This is a genomic window from Sphingomonas sp. MJ1 (PH-R8), assembly GCF_048058635.1.
In the GTDB taxonomy this organism is placed as follows: Bacteria; Pseudomonadota; Alphaproteobacteria; order Sphingomonadales; family Sphingomonadaceae; genus Sphingomonas.
In genome coordinates this window covers 58,207-81,393 of sequence record NZ_JBBEFX010000014.1, presented here as the reverse complement: position 1 = coordinate 81,393, position 23,187 = coordinate 58,207, and the positions used below count along the sequence as shown (strand labels likewise).

General features: G+C 68.4%; 23 protein-coding genes and 1 tRNA gene. 16 read left to right on the top strand and 8 right to left on the bottom strand.

The genetic code is table 11. From position 1 onward, the window contains the following. Positions 1–9 precede the first annotated feature (9 nt). On the bottom strand, positions 10–1,287 hold the full coding sequence (gene eno, locus VPH46_RS12435; RefSeq protein WP_416611647.1) for a phosphopyruvate hydratase: 1,278 nt from the start codon (positions 1,285–1,287) through the stop codon (positions 10–12). Positions 1,288–1,435: 148 nt separating this feature from the next. On the opposite strand from eno, the gene VPH46_RS12430 reads away from it, so the two are divergent. From VPH46_RS12430 to VPH46_RS12410, 5 genes are all read left to right on the top strand, one after another. Further along, complete coding sequence (locus VPH46_RS12430) at positions 1,436–2,032, top strand: hypothetical protein (RefSeq protein WP_416611645.1); 597 nt, start codon at positions 1,436–1,438, stop codon at positions 2,030–2,032. A gap of 19 nt (positions 2,033–2,051) precedes the next feature. Continuing rightward, positions 2,052–2,393 carry a phage holin family protein gene (locus VPH46_RS12425; protein ID WP_132883541.1) on the top strand — a complete coding sequence of 114 codons (342 nt, stop codon included), beginning with the start codon at positions 2,052–2,054 and terminating at the stop codon, positions 2,391–2,393. Then, positions 2,390–2,743: a DUF3618 domain-containing protein gene (locus VPH46_RS12420; RefSeq protein WP_416611643.1), complete on the top strand. Its 354-nt coding sequence runs from the start codon at positions 2,390–2,392 to the stop codon at positions 2,741–2,743. Before VPH46_RS12425 ends, VPH46_RS12420 begins: the two co-directional genes overlap by 4 nt. Before the next feature lie 44 nt (positions 2,744–2,787). Beyond that, positions 2,788–3,243: a hypothetical protein gene (locus VPH46_RS12415; RefSeq protein WP_416611641.1), complete on the top strand. Its 456-nt coding sequence runs from the start codon at positions 2,788–2,790 to the stop codon at positions 3,241–3,243. A 69-nt stretch (positions 3,244–3,312) separates the two neighbouring features. Then, on the top strand, positions 3,313–3,528 hold the full coding sequence (locus VPH46_RS12410) for a DUF4170 domain-containing protein (protein ID WP_125961882.1): 216 nt from the start codon (positions 3,313–3,315) through the stop codon (positions 3,526–3,528). Positions 3,529–3,637: 109 nt separating this feature from the next. Here VPH46_RS12410 and VPH46_RS12405 read toward each other — a convergent pair whose 3' ends face one another. The 4 genes from VPH46_RS12405 to VPH46_RS12390 form a co-directional block, all read right to left on the bottom strand. Then, positions 3,638–5,770 (bottom strand): TonB-dependent receptor domain-containing protein, encoded by a 2,133-nt coding sequence (locus tag VPH46_RS12405; protein ID WP_416611638.1) that lies wholly within the window; start codon positions 5,768–5,770, stop codon positions 3,638–3,640. 103 nt (positions 5,771–5,873) lie between these two features. Then, positions 5,874–6,881, bottom strand: a complete 1,008-nt coding sequence (locus VPH46_RS12400; protein ID WP_416611636.1) for a glycosyltransferase family 4 protein — start codon at positions 6,879–6,881, stop codon at positions 5,874–5,876. After that, on the bottom strand, positions 6,881–8,482 hold the full coding sequence (locus VPH46_RS12395; protein WP_416611634.1) for an alpha-amylase family glycosyl hydrolase: 1,602 nt from the start codon (positions 8,480–8,482) through the stop codon (positions 6,881–6,883). Before VPH46_RS12395 ends, VPH46_RS12400 begins: the two co-directional genes overlap by 1 nt. A 68-nt stretch (positions 8,483–8,550) precedes the next feature. Then, entirely contained in the window at positions 8,551–8,781 is a 231-nt protein-coding gene (locus VPH46_RS12390; RefSeq protein ID WP_125961889.1) for a hypothetical protein, read from the bottom strand. Positions 8,782–8,944: 163 nt separating this feature from the next. Between VPH46_RS12390 and VPH46_RS12385 the strand changes: the two genes are divergently transcribed. The 9 genes from VPH46_RS12385 (at position 8,945) to VPH46_RS12345 (ending at position 17,697) form a co-directional block, all read left to right on the top strand. After that, on the top strand, positions 8,945–9,481 hold the full coding sequence (locus VPH46_RS12385) for a (2Fe-2S)-binding protein (RefSeq protein WP_416611631.1): 537 nt from the start codon (positions 8,945–8,947) through the stop codon (positions 9,479–9,481). 98 nt (positions 9,482–9,579) lie between these two features. Further along, positions 9,580–10,560 (top strand): RcnB family protein, encoded by a 981-nt coding sequence (locus tag VPH46_RS12380; RefSeq protein ID WP_416611629.1) that lies wholly within the window; start codon positions 9,580–9,582, stop codon positions 10,558–10,560. Between the two features lie 81 nt (positions 10,561–10,641). Continuing rightward, a complete protein-coding gene (locus tag VPH46_RS12375) occupies positions 10,642–11,322 on the top strand; it encodes a prolyl hydroxylase family protein (protein ID WP_239435915.1) in 681 nt (226 codons plus the stop codon). 50 nt (positions 11,323–11,372) lie between these two features. Beyond that, entirely contained in the window at positions 11,373–13,136 is a 1,764-nt protein-coding gene (gene recJ, locus VPH46_RS12370; RefSeq protein WP_416611627.1) for a single-stranded-DNA-specific exonuclease RecJ, read from the top strand. A gap of 75 nt (positions 13,137–13,211) precedes the next feature. Then, positions 13,212–13,286 (top strand) — tRNA-Glu (locus VPH46_RS12365). A gap of 485 nt (positions 13,287–13,771) precedes the next feature. Next, entirely contained in the window at positions 13,772–14,377 is a 606-nt protein-coding gene (locus VPH46_RS12360; RefSeq protein ID WP_416611625.1) for a DUF1254 domain-containing protein, read from the top strand. Beyond that, a complete protein-coding gene (locus VPH46_RS12355) occupies positions 14,374–15,048 on the top strand; it encodes a DUF1214 domain-containing protein (protein ID WP_416611623.1) in 675 nt (224 codons plus the stop codon). Before VPH46_RS12360 ends, VPH46_RS12355 begins: the two co-directional genes overlap by 4 nt. Beyond that, positions 15,045–16,472, top strand: a complete 1,428-nt coding sequence (locus VPH46_RS12350) for a DUF1254 domain-containing protein (RefSeq protein WP_416611621.1) — start codon at positions 15,045–15,047, stop codon at positions 16,470–16,472. Before VPH46_RS12355 ends, VPH46_RS12350 begins: the two co-directional genes overlap by 4 nt. Before the next feature lie 241 nt (positions 16,473–16,713). Continuing rightward, positions 16,714–17,697, top strand: a complete 984-nt coding sequence (locus tag VPH46_RS12345; RefSeq protein WP_416611619.1) for an aldo/keto reductase — start codon at positions 16,714–16,716, stop codon at positions 17,695–17,697. Between the two features lie 39 nt (positions 17,698–17,736). On the opposite strand, the gene VPH46_RS12340 is transcribed toward VPH46_RS12345, so the two are convergent. The 3 genes from VPH46_RS12340 to VPH46_RS12330 all read right to left on the bottom strand — a co-directional run bounded on the left by VPH46_RS12340 (position 17,737) and on the right by VPH46_RS12330 (position 21,649). Then, positions 17,737–18,579, bottom strand: a complete 843-nt coding sequence (locus tag VPH46_RS12340) for an MBL fold metallo-hydrolase (RefSeq protein WP_416611617.1) — start codon at positions 18,577–18,579, stop codon at positions 17,737–17,739. A 4-nt stretch (positions 18,580–18,583) separates the two neighbouring features. Next, positions 18,584–19,858, bottom strand: a complete 1,275-nt coding sequence (locus VPH46_RS12335) for a catalase family protein (RefSeq protein ID WP_416611615.1) — start codon at positions 19,856–19,858, stop codon at positions 18,584–18,586. 213 nt (positions 19,859–20,071) lie between these two features. Next, on the bottom strand, positions 20,072–21,649 hold the full coding sequence (locus VPH46_RS12330) for an MFS transporter (RefSeq protein ID WP_416611613.1): 1,578 nt from the start codon (positions 21,647–21,649) through the stop codon (positions 20,072–20,074). Between the two features lie 124 nt (positions 21,650–21,773). On the opposite strand from VPH46_RS12330, the gene VPH46_RS12325 reads away from it, so the two are divergent. After that, positions 21,774–22,190: a cupin domain-containing protein gene (locus VPH46_RS12325; RefSeq protein WP_129341289.1), complete on the top strand. Its 417-nt coding sequence runs from the start codon at positions 21,774–21,776 to the stop codon at positions 22,188–22,190. After that, the gene (locus VPH46_RS12320) at positions 22,187–23,152 is read left to right on the top strand and encodes an SDR family oxidoreductase (RefSeq protein WP_416611611.1); all 966 of its coding nucleotides are present in this window, start codon (positions 22,187–22,189) and stop codon (positions 23,150–23,152) included. The genes VPH46_RS12325 and VPH46_RS12320 overlap by 4 nt, the downstream gene beginning before the upstream one ends. Positions 23,153–23,187: the final 35 nt, after the last annotated feature.

Sequence of the window (23,187 nt, the reverse complement as noted above, 5' to 3'; positions counted from 1 at the left end):
CACTTCCCCTCAGCCGCGCAGGATCGAGCGGCCGGCGTAACGGGCGGCGTCGCCCAGCTCTTCCTCGATGCGGATCAGCTGGTTGTACTTCGCGAGCCGGTCCGAACGCGCGAGGCTGCCGGTCTTGATCTGGCCGCAGTTGGTGGCGACCGCGAGATCCGCGATCGTCGCGTCCTCGGTCTCGCCCGAACGGTGCGACATGACGGCGGTGTAGGACGAACGCTGGGCCAGGCTCACCGCCTCCAGCGTCTCGGTCAGCGTGCCGATCTGGTTGACCTTCACCAGCAGCGAGTTGGCAAGGCCCTTGCCGATGCCCATCGCCAGGCGCTCTGGGTTGGTGACGAACAGGTCGTCGCCGACCAGCTGGACCTTGCCGCCGATCTTGTCCGTCAGCGCCTTCCAGCCCTCGAAATCGTCCTCGCCCATGCCGTCCTCTATCGAGAAGATCGGGTAGCGGGCGGCGAGATCCGCCAGGTAATCGGCCATCTCGACCGGGGTCAGCGACTTGCCCTCGCCGACCATCTCGTACTTGCCGTTCTTGAAGAACTCGGTCGCGGCGCAGTCGAGCGCCAGCATCACGTCGTCGCCGGGCGTGTAGCCGGCCTTCTCGATGCTGGTCATGATGAAGTCGAGCGCGTCGGTGGTGGACGAGAGGTTCGGCGCAAAGCCGCCCTCGTCACCGACCGAGGTCGCCAGGCCCTTGTCGTGCAGGCCCTTCTTCAGCGTGTGGAAGATCTCCGACCCGCAGCGCACGGCCTCGGCCAGGCTGGGCGCGCCGACCGGCATCACCATGAATTCCTGGAAGTCGATCGGATTGTCGGCATGCTCGCCGCCGTTGATGATGTTCATCATCGGCACCGGCAGGAGGTGCGCCGAGACGCCGCCGACATAGCGATAGAGCGGCAGGCCGCGCGCATCCGCCGCGGCCTTCGCCACCGCAAGGCTCACGCCCAGGATCGCGTTCGCGCCCAGGCGGCCCTTGTTGGGAGTGCCGTCGAGCTCGATCATCGCCCGGTCGACGTCTGCCTGATCCTCGGCGTCGAGGCCCAGCACCGCTTCGGCGATATCGGCGTTCACCGCGTCGACCGCGGCCTGCACGCCCTTGCCCATCCAGCGGCTCTTGTCGCCGTCGCGCTTCTCGACGGCTTCGTGCGCGCCGGTGGAGGCGCCCGAGGGCACGGCTGCGCGGCCGGTGCTGCCGTCTTCCAGCATCACGTCGACCTCGACGGTGGGGTTCCCACGGCTGTCCAGGATCTGGCGTGCGTGGATGTCGATGATTGCGGTCACGTAACGATCTCCCTACCTTCTCGGCCGGACGCTGCCGGCGATCGTGCGCAGCCCTATCCGCTCGGCCCCCGCGGGGCAATTCGTGCCGGATCGGGAACCGCTGTCGCCGGCTTTGGTTCTCCAGGCGAACCACGAAGGGAAACGCACGATGAGCGACACCAACCGGACCGACCCGCTTTCGAGCACGGGCCCTAGCGACACCAACGTCGAGTTCACCCCCTCTTCCAGCACCGCCGGTGGCGCGGACGTCAGCTTCAAGCCGACTGGCAGCGACGAGTCCGTCTTCGAGACCGCAGGCACGACCGACACGGGCGGCAGCACCACCGGCACGACGGCGGACAAGGCCAAGGGTACGGCACAGACGCTGAAGGACGAGGCGAACAAGCTGGGTCGCCAGGCGACGGACAAGGCGCGCGGCCTTGCCGATGAAGGCAAGCTGCGCGCGACCGGCGCACTCGATGAATTTTCGAAGATGATGGAAGATGCCGCCGGCACGGTCGACGACAAGCTGGGCGAACAGTACGGCCAGTATGCCCGCTCCGCGGCACAGGCGCTGTCGGGCTTCTCCGACTCGCTGCGCGACAAGGACGTCGACGAGCTGATCGAGGACGTGCGCGGCTTCGTGCGCAAGAGCCCGGCGGTCGCGATCGGCACCGCAGCGGCTCTGGGCTTCGTGCTGGCGCGGGTCGTCAAGGCGGGCGTGGACGGCACCACGGACGCCACCGACACGACCCCGACAGCCTGATCCCGAGCGAGTGGACGCGATGCGCGATAGCAGGAGCGACGCCAGTATCGGCGAACTGATCCAGCGACTGGTCTCTGACGGCCGGACGTGGGTCCAGGCCGAGCTGGCCGTGTGGAAGGCGGTCGCCGCCTCCCGCAAGAACGACGCGATCCTGGGGATTGCCTTCGGCGTCGGGGCACTGGTGCTCACCTTTGCAGCGATCGGCGCCCTGCTCGTCGGGCTGATCCTGGTGCTGCGCGAGCCATTGGGCAACGGCGGCGCGACGGCCGTGGTCGTGCTCGTCGCGCTCGCGATCGCCGGCATCCTCGGCAAGATGGCGGCGACGCGGCTGGGCCGCGCCTTTTCGGGAGACGGGCTGTGACCGAACCCCAGGGCATCGCAGCGGCGCGCGCCAACGCGCAGCAGGCCAAGTCCCGGATGCTGGGCACCGTCGACGCGATCAAGACCCGGCTGAACCCGGGAACCGTTGCGGAGGACATGGCCGGCCGGGTCAAGGAACGGGCATCGGCCGCGGTGGAGCAAGGCGTCGCCGTCGTGCAGCGCGAGCCCCGCGCCGTGGCGGCGGGTGCAGCCGGGCTGCTCGCCCTGTTCATCACGCCGAAGCTGATCCGCAGCCTTCGGCGGCGCTGCAAGCAGAAGCGGGCCCGCGCCAAGGTACCGGCTACCGTCGCCAGCCCGGAGCCGCCAGCGCCGCCCACCGCAGGATCCTGACACCATCACTGGGCCGTGATCGGCCCCTAGCAAGGACAAGTGGAATGACCACGAACGGCAACAACACCACTGCTTCGACCAACACGTCCGCGGACACCCAGGGCGATGCAGGCACCCTCGCCCACCTGCGCGAAAGCGCGAGCCATGCCTATGAGAGCACGCGCGAGAGCGCGGCGACGGCAGCGGCGCGTGCGAGCGAGGGCATCGAGGCAAACCCGCTCGCGGTGCTGGCGGGCGGCGTTGCGCTCGGCGCCATCCTCGGCGCGCTCCTGCCCAAGTCGGAAAGCGAGCAGAAGGTGCTCGGCCCGCTCGGCAAGCGTCTGTCCGAGACCGCTGCCGCTGCCGCCACCGCCGCTCGCGAGGCCGGCAAGGAACAGCTGACCAGTGCGATTCCCGACAAGGACGCCGCCAAGGAGTCGCTGAAGAAGGCGTTCGGCAACGTCGTCGAGGCGGCGAAGGACGGCGGAAAAACGGCTGCTACCGGTAGCAGCGCGGTCTGATCGCCTCTGCGCCCTTGAGTGCTCGGCTCGAGCCGCTATGCGGCAGTGCAGCACACATCAGGAGCTGACATGAGCAAGATGCATCTCGTTTTCGGTGGCCGCGTCAGCGACCCCCAGACGCTCGACTTCGTCGATCTGAAGGAAGTCGATCTGGTCGGGCTGTTCCCCGACTATGAGAGCGCCGAAAAGGCGTGGCGCGCCGCCGCGCAGCGGACGGTGGACGATGCCGAGATGAAGTATGTGGTGGTGCCGCTGCACCGCCTGCTCGAGCCCGAGCTGAAGTAAACGCAGCCCGAGAGGGCCGAAACGAGACGGGGCCGCTTCCGGATTGGAAGCGGCCCCGTTTCTGTTTCGTGCGCGGGTGACCCGAAGCGGGTGGCCCCGCCCCGGCCCCTTACAGCGCGAAGCGGGCGGTGATGCGCAGATCGCGCCCCGCGAGCGGGGCATAGTCCTTCAGGTAGCTCGCGTGCCGGCGCGCGACCACATCGAACAGGTTGTTGGCGGACAGAAGCAGACTGGTGGGGTTGTCGCGTCCCCAGGGCTTCAGCGTGAGCGAGGCATTCACGAGCGTATAGGCGCCCGTCTCGGTCTCGTTGGCGGCGACCCGATCCTGCTTGGTGACATGCTCGACCTCCAGGCGGCCCTGGGCGAGCACACCCTGCGCCTCGATGCCGCCGAGCAGGCGGAGCGGCGGGATGCGCGGCACCGGTCCGCCGTTCTTGATCGTGGCGTGGGTATAGTCCGCGACGCCATCCACCACCACGGCGGTGCTGCCGATCTGCGCCAGCCGGGCCGAGGCCTCCGCCTCAAGGCCATAGAAGCGCGCATCAACCTGGTTGTACTGGTACACCGGCAGCCCGTCCTCGAGCTCGCCGGTCGGCTGCTCGTAGATGAAGCCGTCGTACCAGTTATGGTAGGCCGCGAGGCTGAAGTCGAAGCCGTCGCCGCCGCCCTTCAGCGTCGCCTCGACGCCGTTGCTGCGCTCCACGCCCAGGTTCACGTCGCCGATCTCGAACGCCTGGGTGCCGGCATGTGGGCCGTTGGCGAAGAGTTCCTCCGCGGTCGGTGCCCGCTCACTGTGCGACAGCGACACGCCGAAGCGCACGCCGCTGTTGCCCAGCCCCACGCTCGCGCCCCCGGCAGCCGAGAAGGCATTGAAGCTGCGCTCGAGCCGGCCGTTGCCGAGATCCGCGTCGGGCTGCGCCACCGCTTCGGTGCGCTCGTAGCGGCCGGACAGTTCGCCACGCACCGCGCCGAAATCGGCACTCTGGAGGGTGAAGACACTATATTGCTGCGTCTCGTTGCGCGGCAGGAATTTCTCCTCGCCGATGACGTTGAGCGTGCGGATCAGCATCTGCGCCCCGGTCGTCCCGCGCCAGCCGCCGCGAACCGCCTGCTGCGCCTCCACGCGCGCTTCCAGCCCCTGGCTGTAGAAGGTCGTCCCAACTTCGCCGGTGTCCTCCAGTTCCTGGTGGCGATAATCGGCGATCGCACCGCGGAAGCGCAGCCGGTCGATGAAGCCACCCGTCTCCACCTCACCGCGCATGTCGAGGCGAGTCTGACGCATGGCGATCCGAACCGCCTCCGCTTCCTCGCCGGGCTCAATCGCATAGCGGATGGGTACGCCATAGTTGGTGTCGTAGTGCGACACGGAGAAGCCGAGGTTGCCGCCATCGGCGACGACGGCCGCGCCGCCGGCCACCTGCCACGTCTCGGCCGAGCTGTTGGGAAGCGTGCCGCTCAGGTTTGCGAGATCGGCGATGTCGGGATCACTGCTCGCCGCCGCCGCGCGACGCTGCGGCCCTGCCAGAATGTGACCGCCGGTCTCCAGGTCGTCCGACTTGGTGTAGCTGCCGTCGGCGTGGAGGACGACCTTGCCGCCAACCGGCACGTCGACGCTGCCCGAGGCGGTACGCTCATCCGCGGCCGATCCATAGCCGACGATGCCGTCGAGATGGACCGGCTCCTCCGGAAGCGTGCGCGGGATGCGGCTGTCGATCACGTTGACCACGCCGCCGATCGCCGACGGACCGAACAGCAGCGCCGCGGGACCGCGCAGCACCTCGATACGGTCGGCAATCAGCGGGTTGATCGCGACGGCGTGGTCGACGCTGGTGGTCGACACGTCGAAGCTGCCGATCCCCTCGGTCAGCACGCGTGCGCGATCCCCCTGCAGGCCGCGCAGGATCGGTCGCGAGGCGCCGGGCCCGAAGCTGCTGGAACTCACGCCGGGCTGCCGCGCCAGGGTGTCGCCCAGGGTGGGACGCAGCGAGCGGGTCAGCGCGTCTCCCGAAAGCACCGTGGTGCCGCCGAGCAGATCCGCCTTCGGGCGGTCCAGCGACGCCGTGACGACGATGTTGGCGCCGATCTCCTGGTGGTTCGCATCGGTAGTGCTGCCCTGCCCTGCCTGCGCCGCTGCATCCACCGGGGTGCCGTCAGTCTCTGCCGGCGCAGTATCCGGGCGCGCATAGGCCGGAAGCGCACAGGCGAGCGCAGCACTACCAAGAAGAAGACGAGCAAACGACATCGAGACCCTCCCACAAGCGGACGGTCTCCCCTAGCGGGCAATGATACAACGTCACAAGAGCAGATTCGCGTTTGTGACAAAGTTTTTCTGGTTGAGGCGCCGGCTAGCCCAGGATCCGGCGATAGAGCGCCTCGTACCGCTCGGCCATGCGCTCGACGGAGAAGTGCGCCGCCACTCTCGCGCGGCATGCCGCGCGATCGATCTGGTCAATCCGCGCCACCGCGTCGATTGCCCCGTCCAGGTCGTCCACCAGGAAGCCGGTAACCCCGTCCTCAATCAGTTCCGGCATGGAGCCGCGCCGGTAGGCGATTACCGGCGTGCCGCAGGCCATCGCCTCGACCACGGAAAGGCCGAACGGCTCGTCGAAGCCGATCAGGTGGAGCAGCGCCCGTGCCTGTCCCAGCATCGCAGTCCGCTTCGCGCCGCCGACCGCACCGTGATGGAGGATGCGGACGCCGTCGATCCCCGGCTCGACCTCCTCGCGCCAGTAGCGCTCGTCCTGGACGATCCCGGCCATGTGCAGTCGCCGGCCGGTGACCCGAGCCACTTCGATCGCCTCGCGCGGGCCCTTGTCGGGGTGCATGCGGCCGAAGAACAGCAGATCGTCGCTGCCCGCCGCATCGAAAGGAAAGTCGTCGACCGGGATGCCGTGGTGGATGGTGGCCGCATAGCGCAGCGCCGGATGTCGATCCGCGTCACTGATCGCCACGTAGTGCACCCGATCCTGGTAGGGCGCGTACATCGGCAAGATCCGGTCGGAGGAGAAGCCGTGGATCGTGGTGACCATGGGCGTCGACACCAGGCCGGAGAAGGCATGTGCCGGAAAGTCCGCCTGATTGTGGATCAGGTCGAACTCGCCCGCGCGCTCGAACACATGGGCGAGGTGGCGGAACTCCCACACCTTCGCGTCGACCGCGGGATCTTCCGAATAGGGTGCGGGCACGACGCCCGCGAGGGTCCCGGAGGTGATCGAGTCGAGGGTTGCGAACAGCGTCACGTCCACGCCGCGCGCGACCAGCGCCTCGGTAAGCAGGCTGGTGACCAGTTCCCAGGGACCATAGTGCCGCGGCGGTGTGCGCCATGCGATCGGCGCCAGCATCGCGATCCGCATCAGGCGGCAGTTCCCAGGATCATTCCTTCACTCCCCCTCAAGCGCAGCAGCCCCTCGACCGGTCCCGTCGCACCCGCCAGGGTGGACAGCAACGAGCGACAGCCTGCCGCCCAATGCGGCACGTTCATCTCCACGGGAGTAGCGCCAAGGTTCAGCGCCACCAACACCCGCGTGTCGCCGTCACGCCGCTCATAGGCGAGCAACCTGCCCTCGCCCTCGACGAGGTGCCAGCTGCCGACCGAGAGGGCCGGCGTGTTCTTGCGCAGCATCAGGAGCGCGCGCGTCAGCGTCCACATCGAGGCGGGATCGTCTCGCTGGACCGCAACGTTGCGGATCGGGTGGTCCGGGTTGAGCGGCAGCCACGGGTCTCCGGTGGTAAAGCCCGCTCTGGCACTTTCGTCCCACGGCATGGGGGTACGCACCGGATCACGACCGCGGCCGGGCTCGCGAAGTTCCTGCGGGTCGACTGCCTGGCCGGGCGGGATCGTCACGTCCGCAAGCGCGAGTTCGTCCCCATAATAGAGCGTGGGGGTTCCCCGCAGGGTCAGCAGCAGCATGGCCGCCACGCGCGCCTGCGCTTCCCCGACCCGGCTGGCGATGCGGGAGCGATCATGGTTGCCTAGCACCCAGTTCGGCCAGCCGCCGGGTGGAAGGGCCGCTTCATATTCCGCGATCCGCTGCGCCAGTTCGGCTGCGTCCCACCGCGCCTCGATCAATTGGAAGTTGAAAGGAAGGTGCACGCCCGGGCGGGCATTCCCGTAATAGGCCACCAGCCGCTCGACGGGCAGGTAGATCTCGCCGATCAGCACCCGCTCCCGCCCGGTCGCGGCGAACCCGTCGGCGGCCGCGCGCATGTCGGCTGCGATGTCATGGACTTCCGGCTGATCGGTCGAGTGAAGCTGCAGCACCCGGTTCTTCTCACCCGAGCCGGGCAGATAGTCCGGGTTGATCGGGTTGTCGGGGAAGTCGGCGTGCTTGATCATGTGCCAGAGCACGTCGATGCGGAAGCCGTCGACCCCGCGCGCGAACCAGAAGCGCAGGACGTCGAGCATCGCGGCCCGCAACTCCGGATTGCGCCAGTTGAGGTCCGGCTGCTCCTTTAGAAAGGCGTGAGAGTAATACTGCCCGGTCGCCTCGTCCCATTGCCAGGCAGGGCCGCCGAAATCGCTGATCCAGTTGTTGGGCGGACCACCACCGCGCGCCGGATTGCGCCAGATGTACCAGTCCCGCTTCGACGAGGTCCGCGATTGGCGGCTCTCCACGAACCAGGGGTGCCGGTCCGAACTATGGTTGGGCACGAAATCGAGCAGGACCCGCAACCCGCGGGCGTGTGCGGCAGCGAGCAGCGCGTCGAAGTCCGCCAGCGTCCCGAACCGCGGGTCGATGTCGCAGTAATCGGCGACGTCATAGCCGAAGTCCGCCATGGGCGACGGGAAGATCGGCGAAATCCAGACGGCGTCGATGCCGAGCTCGACGAGATAGTCCAGCCGGTCGGTTATCCCTCTGAGATCGCCGATCCCGTCGCCGTCACTGTCCTGAAAGGACCTGGGATAGATCTGGTAGATGGTGGCCGCTTCCCACCACGGCCGCGCTTCTGCCATGAGTACTCCCCGTCCGATCGCCTGCACCCGAAAGCGGTGGCGGGTCGATCCCCGCCACCCCAGTCACGTCACTCGCCCGAGGAACGGGTGGCCGTGTGGCCGCCGAGCGCGCTGTCCTGCTCCCGGTCGGCAGTGCTGCCAGCGACATCGGCCTCGCGCTGATCGCCCTCCCGCGCGCCTTCTGGCCCGCTGCCGATCGCGTCGCCGGGAGCCACGGGATCCTCGTACCGCTCGTGCCCGCGCTTGGTGTCCATGCCGGGCGTGTTGTGGCCGTGCATGCGGATATCGTCCTTGGCCATGATCGCTCTCCTCCTGCGGAGCCCGATCAACGGCCGGCACCCCGCGGAGTTGCAGCATTCGCCCTCTAGACGCGTCGGCTCAGCCGAAGCAGCAGCTAGAACCGCTACAGCGGCGCAAACGGGCCGTTTCGCGAACCACGCCGCTCGGCTAGGCTGCAGGCTCATGACCCGCTTCACCGTGAACAATCAGCCCGTCGAATATCAACTGGACCCGCAGACTCCCCTGCTGTGGGCGCTGCGCGATGCGTCCAACCTCACCGGTACCAAATACGGGTGCGGCGTAGGCGAGTGCGGGGCCTGTACGGTGGACGTCGATGGAGAGGCGGTGCGTTCCTGCCAGGTCGCGATCGGCGCCTTGGAGGGGACCTTCGTCACCACCATCGAGGGCCTGTCGCGCGACCGCAGCCACCCGGTGCAGGCCGCGTTCCTTGCCTCCAACCTGGGTCAGTGCGGCTATTGCATCCCCGGGCTGGTCATGGCCACGGCCGCGTTGCTGCGGACGAACCGCGATCCTTCGGATGCGGCGATTGGCGAGGCGCTGACGAACCTCTGTCGCTGCGGCATCCAGCCGCGCCTCACGGAGGCCGTTCGCCGGGCCGCGCGGCTTGCCCGAGGCGACGAGACGCTGGAGCCTGCGCCCAAGCCCGGTACGGACCGGGACGAAGCGGCACGTACGGTGCCGGCGCTCAGCCCGCGCTGATCCTTTCAGGCGGCTGTCACCCGAGTTCAGCCGCGGCTCATCGCGCAAGGCCTATCTGCGGACCAACGTAACCGGCGGGTCCGGTTGGGAGAGCCGCAGTGACCAAGTTCTTGTTGATGGGGTTGATGGCAGCCACCGCGCTGGTGCCTGCATCGGCATGGGCGCAGGACCGGGGCGATCGCCCGCGGCGGGAAGCGCGCGAGGCCGGCCGCCCCGCTCCGCAGCGCATCGAGCGCGACACTCCGCGCGAGCGCCCGCAGCCCCAGCGCAACTTCCAGAACGAGCGGCCGCAACAGCCCCGCCCGCAAATGCCCCAGCGCGATTATCAGAGCCAGCGACCGCCGCAGGCGCGTCCGCAGATGCCCCAGCGCGACTTCCAGCGGGAACGGCCACAGCGGCGGGAGGAGTTGGGTCAGCGCCCGGAACGCCGCGGTGGCTTCGAGCGCCCGCGCGGCGATGGGCCGCAGCGCTGGCAGGGTGGTGACCGGCGCCCGGACGGCCGCTTCGATCGTCCGGAAACCCGCCCAGGCGGTCGCCCGGATATTCGTGGCAACGACGGCCGCCCCGATCGTCCCGGCATTCAGCCCGGTCGCCCCGGCGGCAACTGGGATGGCCGCGATCGTCGTCCCAGCGACCGCTTCGATCGCAACGATCGTCGCCCGAGCGACCGCTTCGACCGGAATGACCGCCGGCCCGGCCGCGGATACGATCGGAACGACGGCTGGCGCAATCAAGCCCGCGACCGGCAGGACTGGAACGATCGTCGTGGGTGGAGCCGCGGCTGGCGCGACGACCGCCGGTACGACTGGGACCGGTATCGCCAGGCGAACCGCAACGTCTATCGCCTTCCGCGCTACTACCCGCCGTCCGGCTACCATTACGGGTACCGCCGCTTCTCGGTGGGGCTGACGCTCGGCTCGATGCTTTACGGATCGAGCTACTGGATCAACGACCCGTTCTACTATCGCCTGCCGCCCGCGTACGGCCCCTACCGCTGGGTCCGATACTATAACGACGCGCTGCTGGTGGATCTGGAGACCGGCGAAGTGATCGACACCGTCTACGACCTGTTCTGGTAACGGATTCGATGCGAGCGGGTCCGGCAGGCGACTGCCGGGCCCTCTTGCGTTCGCCGGCACCTTGTTCGAAGGAACGGTGCCATGAAGGTGCAATCGACCCGTCCGCATGGCTCCCCGTCCCCGGTTCGGGCAGAGTTCGGGACCCGCGTCGCCGAGCGGCTCAAGGCCAATCCGAACGTCCGCCCCGCCAAGACGGAGGCGGCCCAGATGTTCGTCCATCCGGATTTCCTGAGCCCCGACGAATGCGCGATGCTGATGCGCACCATCGACGCGGGCAGCCGCCGCTCGACGCTGCTCACCGAGTCCAACGACCCCAATTTCCGCACCAGCGACAGCTGCGACCTCGACCGCTGGTCCCCGGACATTCAGCCTCTGGACGAGCGGATCGCAGACCTGCTCGGCATCGAGCCGCAGTTCGGGGAGACGATGCAGGGGCAGCGCTATGCGCCCGGCCAGCAATTCCGAGCGCACCACGACTATTTCCACGAGGGCGAGCGCTATTGGGCCGACATGGAGCAGCAGGGCGGGCAGCGGACCTGGACGGCGATGGTGTTCCTGAACACCGTCGAGCAGGGCGGCGCCACCTGGTTCCCGCAGGCGGGCGTCCGCTTCAAGCCCAACGCCGGCCAGCTCGTCGCCTGGAACAACATGAACCCGGACGGCAGCCCCAACAAGCTGACCCTGCACGAGGGGATGGCGGTGGTACGCGGCACCAAATACATCATCACCAAGTGGTTTCGCGAGCGTCCCTGGGTCAAGTGATGGAAACGACGGCGATTTCCATCCTCCTCCGGTTGGCGTAAGCGCCGCCCATGCGTCCCGTTCTGAACATTCACCGCTCGATCCTCGGGCAACCCTGGCGCTGGCGCGGCTTGGCCGCAGACCCGTGCGACGCGAGCTTCGCGCCCGACGACCTGATCACCCAGCTGCTACTCGCCCGCGGCTGCACGCGCGAGGCGCTGGAAGCGCATCGCAGCCCCAGCATCCGCGGCTTCATGCCGAACCCATCGATCTTCCGTGACATGGACAAGGCCGCCGACAGGCTGGCTGATGCCGTACAGGCAGGCGAGCAGGTCGCGATCTTCGGGGACTATGACGTCGACGGAGCGACTTCGGCGGCGCTGCTGATCCTGCTGCTCCGCCAGCTGGGCATCGAGCCCCGCCCCTATATCCCCGATCGGATGACGGAGGGCTATGGCCCCTCGGGTCCGGCGCTGCTGCGGCTGAAGGAAGAAGGCGCGAGCCTGATCGTCACGGTGGACTGCGGCGCCCAGGCGTTCGAGGCGCTGGACGCGGCGCGCGAGGCCAAGGTGGACGTGGTGGTGGTCGACCATCACAAGTGCGCAGCCGCCCTCCCCTATGCGCATGCGCTGGTGAATCCCAATCGCATGGACGAGCGCGAGGGTGCCGAGCATGGGCACCTCGCAGCCGTCGGCGTAGCCTTCCTGCTGGGAGCAGCGCTGCTGCGCACGCTCAGGACGCGGGGCTGGTTCAACAGCCGCCCGGAGCCCAAGCTGATCGAGCTTCTGGACCTCGTCGCACTGGGCACCGTCGCGGACGTCGCGCAGTTGCGCGGGCTGAACCGCGCCTTTGTCGCCCAGGGCCTCAAGGTCATGGCGCAGCGCCGCAACCTGGGGCTCGCTGCGCTGATCGAGGCGTCCAGGCTGACGCGGGCGCCGACCTGCTCGGACCTGGGCTTCGCGCTCGGGCCGCGGATCAACGCGGGCGGGCGCGTCGGCCGATCGGACCTGGGCGTCCGGCTGCTGACCACCCGGGATCGGGACGAAGCGCGCGCGATCGCCGAGGAACTGGACCGGCTGAACGAAGAACGCCGCGCCATCGAAGCGGTGGTGCAGGCCGAGGCTGAGGAGCGCTGCGTCGAGCAGCAGGATCGCGGTGTTGCCGTGGTCGCCGGCCGGGGATGGCACGCCGGCGTGATCGGCATCGTCGCAGGCCGCCTGAAGGAAAAGCTCGGGCGCCCTGTCCTGGTGATCGCCGTGGACGAGAATGGCGTCGGCAAGGGCTCGGGCCGGTCGATCGCGGGCGTTGACCTGGGCGCAGCGATTCTCTCGGCGAAAGACAGCGGGCTCCTCCACGCAGGCGGCGGCCATGCCATGGCGGCGGGCGTCACCGTGTCCGAGGACACGATTCCGGCGCTCGCCGACTTTCTGCACGACAGCCTCGCCGAGGCCGTGGAACGCGCGCGCGGCGAACGCGCGCTGCTGTTCGACGCGGTGCTCGCCCCCGGCGGCGTGAACCCGATGCTGGTGGAGGCCCTGGAGGTGGGTGGTCCCTACGGTGTCGGCTGGCCCGCGCCGCGGGTGGCAGCCGGCCCGGTGCGGGTGATCCGCGCGGATACGGTCGGCAACGGCCATGTCCGGCTGACGGTCGCCGGACACGACGGGCGGAGCCTGAAGGCCGTGGCGTTCCGGCAGGCGGACACGCCGCTCGGCATGGCGCTGCTCGGCGCGCCGCCCCACCGCCGACTATGGCTCGCCGGACGGGCCAAGATCGACGACTGGGGCAGCCGCCCCGCCGCCGAGCTTCACGTCGAGGACGCCGCCTGGGCCGATTGATGGACCCGAAACAAAAATCGCAAACACCCGCTTGACCGCCCGGCAGCATTTCCCTAGTTCGCCGCAACCGGCAACGGCCCCTTCGTCTAGTGGTTAGGACGCGGCCCTTTCACGGCTGAAACACGGGTTCGAGTCCCGTAGGGGTCACCAGTTTTGCTGGTGGCGACAAAGCTCCAGATCGGTGACAGGATCGCCGAGGATGCCAGCGCCGAGGCTGACCGGCAGACGCCGGGGATGCTTCCGGTACGGCGCTCCCATCACCGCAGGCGGGTCTCCCCGGATCCGGTAGTTCCGTGCGGCCACGCCATCTCAGCGCGCACCGATCAGGAGAACCCGCGCTCTTCCAGACGCTGCGCCACCGACGCGAGCGGCGACGCCGCTGGCTGCGCAGCATCGCGGACGCACGAAGCTCCGAATGGGTGGAGCCCCCGAACGGCCGTTAACGGGGCGACGCCGGCTTGCTCCGTGACGGCCCCGACTATTGTCCGGGTCTTTCCCGATCAGCCCCTGCAGCGCATCGGCTAGGCTGCCTCCGGTCAACGCGAGGACAGTCTATGCGAAGCCCTGAGTTTTCTGCGGACGAACTCCTCCAGCGGGCGAGGTATCGACGAGCGGTCGAGGCGGTCATCTGGGGCATGCCGGCCGTCAATTTCGACCTGATGCTCCAGGCGTTCCTGAAGGCGGGCGGGCTCCCCAACCAGGTGCCGTTCTGGTCGCACCTGCTCGACGGTCAGAACCAGACGCTGACGCCAAACCCGGACACCATCTACTTCAATCCGTTCTTCGATACGAAGGACGGGCCCGTCGTGGTCGAGATCCCCGCGGCCGAAGGCGGCTCGATCACCGGCAGCATCGACGATTGCTGGCAGAACGCACTCGAGGACGTCGGCCTCGCCGGTGCGGACAAGGGTGCTGGAGGCAAGTATCTGATCCTCCCGCCCGGTCACGTCGGCACGGCGCCCGACGGCTATATCGCAGTGCCTTCGGACACCTTCCAGAGCTACGCCATCCTGCGCTCGAACGTGAAGAGCGGCAGCGAGGCGGACGTCGCCCAGGCGGTTGCCTACGGCAAGCGTATCCGCGTCTATCCGCTGGCGCAGGCCGCCAGCCCGCCGGAGACCCGCCATCTCGACATGGCCGGAGTCCTCTACGACTCCACATCCCCTACGACCGCGACTTCTTCCGTTCGCTCGCCCGGATCGTCGAGAAGGAGCCCTGGCTCACGCGGGACAAGGCGATGATCGATCCGCTACGCACGCTCGGGATCTGCAAGGGCGAACCATTCGATCCGGGGCGAGCCCTGGAGGAGACGTTCGACGCCGCCGCGCAGGAGGCGCATGCCTATCTCGACATGCGGTACGAGGCGGTGTTCGATCCGCCGTTTGCGCCCGGCACACGCTGGGCATTGCCCGCAGTGCCGGAAGTCGTCGAAGGCATGCCGAACTTCTTCGCTTCCACCGAGGCCTACCCCATCGACGGTCGGGCGGTGAGCTACTCGCTGGCGTATTTCAGCGCCAAGCACCTCGGTGAAGGCCAATATTATCTCATGGCGATCCGGGACGCCGCAGGCGACGCATTGGACGGATCGGAGACCTATCGCCTGCGTGTGCCGGCCAACGCGCCGGTGACGCTGTACTGGTCCGCCACCGTCTATGACCGCGAGACGCACGCGCTGATCCGGAACGTGGCGCGCGCCAGCCGGGCCTCCACCAGCCCGGGCATCGTCTCGGAGCCCGACGGTTCGGTGGACCTGTGGTTCAGCCCCCATGTGCCCGCGGGCAAAGAGGCCAACTGGATACCCACCGTTCCTGGCCGCGACTTCGAGGTGCTGTTCCGCCTCTACGGACCCGAAAAGCCCTTCTTCGAGAAGCAATGGGTGCTCCCGGACCTCGTCAAGGATCAGCTGCCATGACCAACACCGCTCTTCAGACTTCCCCGGTCACGGGGGAGCACTATAGCGCGCAAAACAGCCGCATCGGAGCACTCGCCCTCGACCGGCAGGGACTTCCGGACCAGGCGACGATCGACTTGCTCTATGCGGAGCGCGATTTCCAGCGTGCGTGCCAGTGCTACCTCTGGGCGCTGCCGATCGTCTCCTACGCCCAGTGGCAGAACCAGCACGAAACCGTGTTCGGCGCGCAGGACGGCGACATCGTCCAATATGTGTCGGTGCGCGACAAGCTGGGCCTGATCACCGCCATTGCGACGACGCCTTACGTGATCGGCTTCGCCAATACGCAGCGGACCGGCCCGCTCATCATCGACTTTCCTGCCGGAGAGACCGCGGGGGGCGTCGGTGATTTCTGGGAGCGGTCAATGAGCGATTGCGGCCTGACCGGACCCGACAAGGGCAAGGGCGGCCGCTATGTGATCCTGGGCCCAGGCCAGGAGGCCCCGTCCGAGGCCGGCGCCGATTACGAGGTACGCTCGGACACGTTCAACGTCTTCCACGCCTTCCGCATCCTCACCACCGATCCCGCGGAGGCCGACCGCATCCTGCACGCCTATCAGGTCTATCCGGCAAGCGAGGTCGGCCACCCGCGCAAGACCCGCATCGTCCATCCCGATGGCCGGCCGTGGAGCGGCACCCAGCCGGTCGGCATGGCCTATTGGGAACGGTTGAACGAGATCCTCCAGATCGAGCCGGTGAAGGAGGAGGATCGGTTGTTCATGGCGATGCTGAAGCCGCTGGGCATCGAAAAGGGGAAGCCGTTCCGCTCCGATGCCGGGCAGGCACGGGCGCTGGAGGAAGGCGCGCGGATTGGCCAGCTGATGGCGATCGCCAACTCCTTCGACAAGCGCTTCGACACGGCCGCCTATGGCGGGCACTGGGACCGGGCGGTCAATGTCGCCATGAGCCAGCAGAGCGAGCATTATTCCCAGCTCGATGAGCGCGCATCCTGGTTCTACGAAGCGGTGGGTTTGTCGGAAGGGATGACCACCCACACGCCGGGTCAGGGCCAAGCCTATCTTTCCGCCTATCGTGACGCGCAGGGCCAGTGGTTCGACGGCGGCAGGCGCTACCGGCTCCACGTCCCCGCCGATGTGCCGGCGGCGCAATGGTGGTCGGTCGCGGTCTACGACATCGAGACCCGCTGCTTCATCGACACCCCGTACGACAAGGCGGAGATCGGCTCCCGGAGCGAGCTGGTTACCAACCCGGACGGTTCGGTCGACCTGGTGTTCGGGCCGGAGCCGCCCACCGATGCGCCGGAGGCCAACTGGCTGCCGACCTTAGCCGGCCGGGCCTGGTTCACCTACTTCAGGCTCTACGCACCCTTGGCGCCGTATTTCGACGCCAGCTGGCATCTGCCGGACATCGAAATGCTGGATTGAGCCGGCCGAACGCCAGGCTGGTGGAGGCCACGCGGGCGTTCGGAAGGCAGAGTCCTCCACCCGATTGCCGCTGCGTCTGGTGCGCAGGGCGGCAGAATGGCATGGCGTCGCGCCAGATCAGCGCGACGCCTACCCGCATCTGGTCGCGCGGATCCGGACGGCGGGGCGGCACCGTTGCGGGAACGTCCTGCCGATCGTCGCGCTTTGACGGTGTCCCTTTCAGCTTTTTCCGAGGATCCGCATGCCCCATTTCGCTCCCCCCGGCCCGCTCGGCTTCGGCGGCGCCCCGCTCGGCAACATGTTCGACGTCGTGGACGAGGCGACGGCCGAGGCAGCACTGGTCGCCGCCTGGGATAGCGGTGTCCGCTATTTCGACACCGCGCCCCACTATGGCAGCGGGCTCTCCGAACATCGGTTCGGCACCGTCCTCCGCCGCTATCCCCGCGAGCAGTTCGTGCTTTCGACCAAGGTCGGGCGACTGCTGCGGCCGGACGCCAGCTACCCCGAAAACCCGCCGTTCAAGGAGAGCCTGCCGTTCCGGGTCGAGCTCGACTACTCCTATGGCGGGGTCATGCGATCGATCGAGGACAGCTACCAGCGGCTGGGCCTCGCACAGATCGACATCGCGTTCGTGCACGACCTTGCTGCCGACCACCTGGGAGACGCGTGGGAAGAGCAGTTCGAGATCGCCCGGACGGGCGCGTTCCGGGCGCTTGCCGAACTGCGCGACCAGGGTGTGATCAAGGGCTGGGGCCTGGGGGTGAACCGCACCGAGCCCTGCGTGCGGGCAATCGAGCAGGCCGATCCCGACGTCTTCCTGCTCGCCGGCCGCTACAGCCTGCTCAACCAGCCGGCGCTCGATCGCCTCTTTCCGCTGTGTGCCGAGCGCGGCGTGCATGTGGTGGTGGGCGGCCCCTATAACAGCGGCCTGCTCGCCGGCGGGCGGAACTTCGAATATCAGGAAGCGCCGGCCGACATGATCGCGAAGCGGGACCGGATCGCGGCGATCTGCGAGCGGCATGGCGCCGACATCCGCTCCGCCGCGCTCCAGTTCTGCGCCGCCCATCCCGTCGTGGCGGCGATCATCCCGGGAGCCAAGCGGCCGGACAAGGTTCGCGAAAACGCGCGGCTGATGGCGGCGACCGTGCCGGCAGCCGTGTGGGAGGAACTGCGCGAGGAAGCGCTGATCCCCGCCGATGCCCCCGTGCCGACGGCGGGCAACTAGGCGCGATGCGGCGCCCCAACCGGGGCGCCGCGGTTCGCACTAGCGCTGCCCGGAGGCGAGCAGCTCGAACTCGACCGGGTCGTGGGCGCAGAAGATGCGGACCTCGTCTCCGTGATCCAGCGACAGGCGGCGCAGGCGCTGCTGGTTGTGAAGGCGCGCGGCCCGGTCGACCTCCATCATCCGCTGGTAGCCGCGCAGCGCCGGCGTGCAGGAATAGCGCTCCGACCCGATCTCACCACGATAGAAGTAGGCGTCCGCCGCGTGGAGCAGCCAGCGGCCGCTATCCTCTCGGATCGCCACCCCGGCATGCCCCCAAGTGTGGCCGGCGAGCGGCACGAGCAGGATTTCGGGCGGCAGGCCCTGGAGGTCCCGCACGGCATCGAAGCCGAACCAGCGCTCGCCTCCACCCAATGGATAGAGACGCCAGTCCTGCATTTCGTCCCATTGCTGCGGACGATAGCGGCGGGTGCCGACAAAGGCGCCCCCTGCCCGCTCGTCCGCGACCTCCTTCTCGCGCGCCGTCACATGGACGGCAGCGTTGGGGAAGTCCTCGAGGCCGCCGGCATGATCGAAGTCGAGATGGGTGACGAGGATGTGGCGAACGTCGGCGGGGTCGAACCCCAGCCGGCGCACCTGGACCACGGCCGTCTCCTCGCGACGCAGCTGGATGTTGTTGAGCGTCAGGAAGAAGGGCGACAGGCGCCGCAGCGGATGGGCGATGTCGCGCGTCCCGAAGCCAGTGTCGACCAGAACCAGGCCTGCGTCCGTCTCGATCAGCAGGCAGTGGCAGACGAGATGGCCGAAGGGGCTGTCGCTCTTGCCGTCGAAGAGCCGTCCGCCGACCGGACAGCAGGTGCCGCAGTTGAGGTGATGGATGCGCATGGGTTCAGTTCACCTCGGTTGGAGTGCGAAGACGTTCGGCGGTCCGCTCGCGAAGCGCTGCCTCATCCTTGCGGCTGCGGAACCAGGCGGCCCCGACCAGCGCTGCCAGCGCACCGACGACGAGGAGCCCGGCGGATGCGGGGACAGGTGCGCCCTTGCGGGCCGAAGACGCGAGCGCCGCGGCGCTCGGGATTTCCTGGGGCATGGCCATCAGATCCTTGGGCTCCTCTAGTGGACAGCCGTTGGTGGCGCGGCGCCGGTTGCCCAGCACTTCATAGGCACGCAACCGCGCGCGCATGATGCTGCCGAGCGGCCGATGCGCGGCCAGGCTGTGGGACGGACAGAACAGCAGTTGCTCGTCGACAAAGGCATGGCGCACGGCGTTCCAGGCGGGTTGCGGCGGCAGCACGAGGCGGGCGACGGAACGGTAAGGGCTTTCTTCCTGCGGCCAGTCGACGCTGGCGTCCTCCACCGGCATCCGCTCCGGATCGGTGCACAGCTGCACCCGGACGTCGAACTCTGCCGCATTCTCGGTGAACCAGGCGATCATCGCCGACCGGAGTGCATCGGGATCGTGGAAGTCGATGCCCCTCGCCCGCACCGCCGCCATCGTGTCGCTGTCGGGGAAGAAGCCGAGCTTGGCGACATAGTCGCCGTAGCGAACCGCACATTGGCTGAAGTAGGGCTCCGCGAGGGGGTGAAGCCGTGGATGGCCGTAGAAGTCGAGGTTGGCGCTGTTGAGCCCCACCGCGTTCAGCGCCCGATTGGTCACTCGGGCGGCAGTGGAGACGGCGGCCTTGACCGCCTGCGGCATCGCAGTCGCCGTCTCGGTGGCGCTGATGGCGGCGAGAAAGGCGCGGGCGGTGGGCGCGTTGAAGACGGTGCCGGTGTCGAGCACGAAATCCTGCGTGTCGGCATCATGTCCTGCCAGCTTCTCGCCCTCGACCCCCAGGACCTTGATCGCAAGCCCGCGCGGCGTGGAGACTCGGCGATCGTCCAGCAGTTCGCCAGGCACCTGCGCCATGCGCACCACCACGGAGTAGCGCCCGGGCCTCGCGAAGAGACCTTGGGCAAGCTCCGGCGGCAGATCGTCGCGTACATGCAACTCACCCCGCAACAGTGCGTGGGATTTCGCGTGGGAGACGCGGACGTAGCGGCCGTAGCGGCGGCAGGTCACCTCGCCACCCTTCCCCATCGCCGCGATGATCGCGTCGATGGTCTCGTCCTCGTCGGGCGGGGTCGCTTCGAGCTCGGGCGTGTAGCGAACATAGGACATCACGGTCAGTACCCCGCCGCGGAAAAGGGAGAGCGCGACCCAGGTTCGGGTCGAGGTCTCCGAGCGTCCTGCACGTTTGCCATTCGCTTCCCTCTCCCGCGAGGTTCGAGGCGGCGTCCTGCCGGCGCTCGGTTCAGCCTCTCAAGCCCCGAAGGCAAGGCGCTGTTCCCGGGAAGGACCAAAAAACCGCTCCAGGCCGGCTTGAAGTAACCTGAGTTACTCTGCGGGCTCCGATGCGGCTCCGGCGACTGCCTCCGTCGCCCCGCGCGGGACGCTTCGCCGGGCGGCGCGCGCCTCGTCGCGCCTTGCCCGGGCGCGGCGGAGCCGCCGCCGCAGTCGCGCGTCGCGCAGCAGCGACGCCGGCAGGTCGGTCGCCGCGCGCAATCCGGCAACGCTGGAGATGTTGCGAATGCCACGGCGGGTTTCCGACAGCAGCTGGTTCACCATCTCCCGCCGTTCGATCTCGCCATGTTCCGCCACCAGCGAGAGCCGGTGGATGGCGTAGAGGCCCAGCAGGCCTGCGATCAGGAAGTAGAAGTCCCAGTTGGTGAGGATGAGCGGCAGGCTCAGCGTCCCGGTGGGGCCGCTCCAGCGGAGCAGCAGCTCGAGCTCCCGCCGGGCAAAGAAGTCCGCGAGCAGGCCGCCGAGGATGGGCGCGAGGCCGGCGGCGACTGCCGTCACCATCGCATTTGCCGCGACATAGGCGGTGGCGCTCCCCTTGGGCGACAGCTTGAGCGCGATGTTGGTCGAAGTGAGCGTCACGCCGGCGATGGCGGCCCCCATCAGCATGTGCAGCACGACCAGCCACGCGGCGACTAGAGCGCGGTTCTCGAACTGCGACGCGCCGATCATGGCGACGATGGCGAAGATATAAGCCGGCGCACATACGGCCATCACCGACTTGTTGGCGAAGCGGTCGCTGAGCACGCCCCAGGATCGCAGTGCCAGCAGGTTCGCCACCTGGCTCACCACGCTCAGCACCATCACGAAGCTGACTTCGAAACGCAGCTGGCGAACGATGAAGACGGTGAAGAAGGGCGTCGCGAGGTTGATCGCGAACTGCCAGCTGGCGACGAAGCCCAGCAGCCGGGCGAAGTTCCGGTCGCGGAACGGCTGGGTAAGCAGGCGCTTGAGACGAACCGGCCCGTCGGTGACGGGCATCTCCGGCTCTGGCATGGCCGCGACCACGCGCGCGCTGATCAGCCCGGTCACGCAGCCGATCGTGAACATGCCGGCGAACACCAGGTTGCGCGACAGCGATCCGGCAGGCGTCAGATGCAGCGCGAGCGCCGCGGCGAGGCCGAGGATGAGGCTGATGGCGGTGAGCCAGGCCGTACGCTTCGCGAACACCCGCCCCAGCCGGTCCTCCGGCGCTAGGTCGCGAAGCCAGGCGTTCCAGGCACAGGTCCCGATCGCACCCAGCCCGCATACGACCAGCTGCGCGGCCAGGAACAGCAACAGCGGCACCGTTCCGCTGAAGAAGGCGGTGACTGCCATCACCGCCAGCATCGCGCGGCCGATCAGGCTGGTGACGACCGCGATCCGCTTGCGCGTGCGCAGGCGCTCCACCAGCAGGATCGCGGGAAGCTGCAGGAGCTGCGCGAGGAACGGCGCACTCGCGAGCACCCCCACCATTGTGTTGGAAGCACCCAGGTGCAGCGCGAAGGCGGTGAGGATGACGCCGGTGGTGAGCGCGGCGGTACCGCCGGACAGCGCCGCTTCGCGCACCAGCAGGCGGAGGCCGTGCTCACGCTCGGCGTCGCTGACATGCGCTTGGGGAAAAAGCGTTACCATCGGGTCTCCCGAACATCCCTGCGCCGCCCGAACGCCCCATCGCGCCGGGCGATCCGCAGTTCACGGGAACGGTCCGGGCCTTCGTTCGTCCCCTTCCCGAACGCAACTCCACAGGAGCAGGCCAATGGCGATCTTCAACAAGGACATGGTGGACCTCGCGACCAAGAACAGCTTCTGGCAGAAGGAGGTGTATCGCGACCGCAAGGTGCAGATCGTGCTGATGAGCATCCCGGCCGGCGAGGAGATCGGAACCGAGACGCATCCCGCCGACCAGACGACCTTCATCGTCTCGGGCGAGGCCCAGGTCGTCGTCGACGGCCATTCGACGAAGGCGGGCAAGAACCACATGGTGGTGGTGCCCAAGGGATCGGAGCACAACATCATCAACAAGGGCTCCGGCGACCTGAAGCTCTTCTCGGTCTATGCGCCGCCGGCCGAACCCGAAGGCGCCGCCTTCAAGACCAAGGAAGAAGCCGAGGAGGCCGAAAAGGGCCTGCTCGCCAAGGCGGCCGAGAAGGTGAAGGAGGCGGTCGGCCGATGAGCCGCGCGCCCCTTCGCGTCGTCATCACCGGTGCGTCGAGCGGCATCGGCGCCGCGACTGCGGTCGCCTTCGCACGCCAGGGCGCCCGGCTGGTGCTCGGCGCGCGGGGCACGGCCGGGTTGGACGACATTGCCCTGCGCTGCCGCGGCGCGGGCGGCACGGCCGATGCCGTTCCCGTCGAGGTGACCGATCCGGGCGCGGTCGCGGACTTCGCAGCGGAAGCGCGGGAGCGGCTGGGTGGCATCGACCTCTGGTTCAGCTGCGTGGGCGTGGGCGTGCTCGGCAAGTTTCAGGACGTTCCCCTCGCCGACCACCAGAGGGTGATCGAGGCGAACCTGCTCAGCCACATGAACGAGGCGCACGCGGTCCTGCCGATCTTCCTGGCGCAGGATCGCGGCACCTGGGTCAACATGATCTCGATCGGCGGCTTCTTTGCGACGCCGTTCGCGGCCGCCTACTCGGCGAGCAAGTTCGGGTTGCGGGGCTTCAGCCAGGCGCTTCGCGGCGAGCTTTCGAAGAACCCGCGGATCCACATCTGCGACGTGTATCCGACGTTCGTCGACACGCCCGCGATCGGGCACGCCGGCAACTATACGGGCGCACGGCTTGCGATGCCGCCGGGGTCACTGGCACCGGAGACCGTCGCAAAAGCGGTGGTCCGGCTTGCACGGCGCCCCCGCAACACCACCGTGCTGGGCGCGCCCGCACTTGCCCTGAAGCTCGGCCAGTTCGCGGTGCCAAACCTGAGCGCGGCGATGATGAACGGCTTCATGGAGCGCTGGTCGCGCAAGGCCGAGCGCGGCGAGGACGGCAGCGGCACGCTGTTTGATCCGCCGAGTGAGCCCAGCGGGATCGATGGCGGCCAGCGAAATCCCCAGCAGCGCCGTGCCGCAGCGGCCGCGGCCGGAGCCGCCGCGCTCGGCGTGGCGGCCATCGGCGCATGGCTGTGGCGGCGGCGCTAAATCGACGCTGACCGGCGCGGGTGCATTGCAGCGTC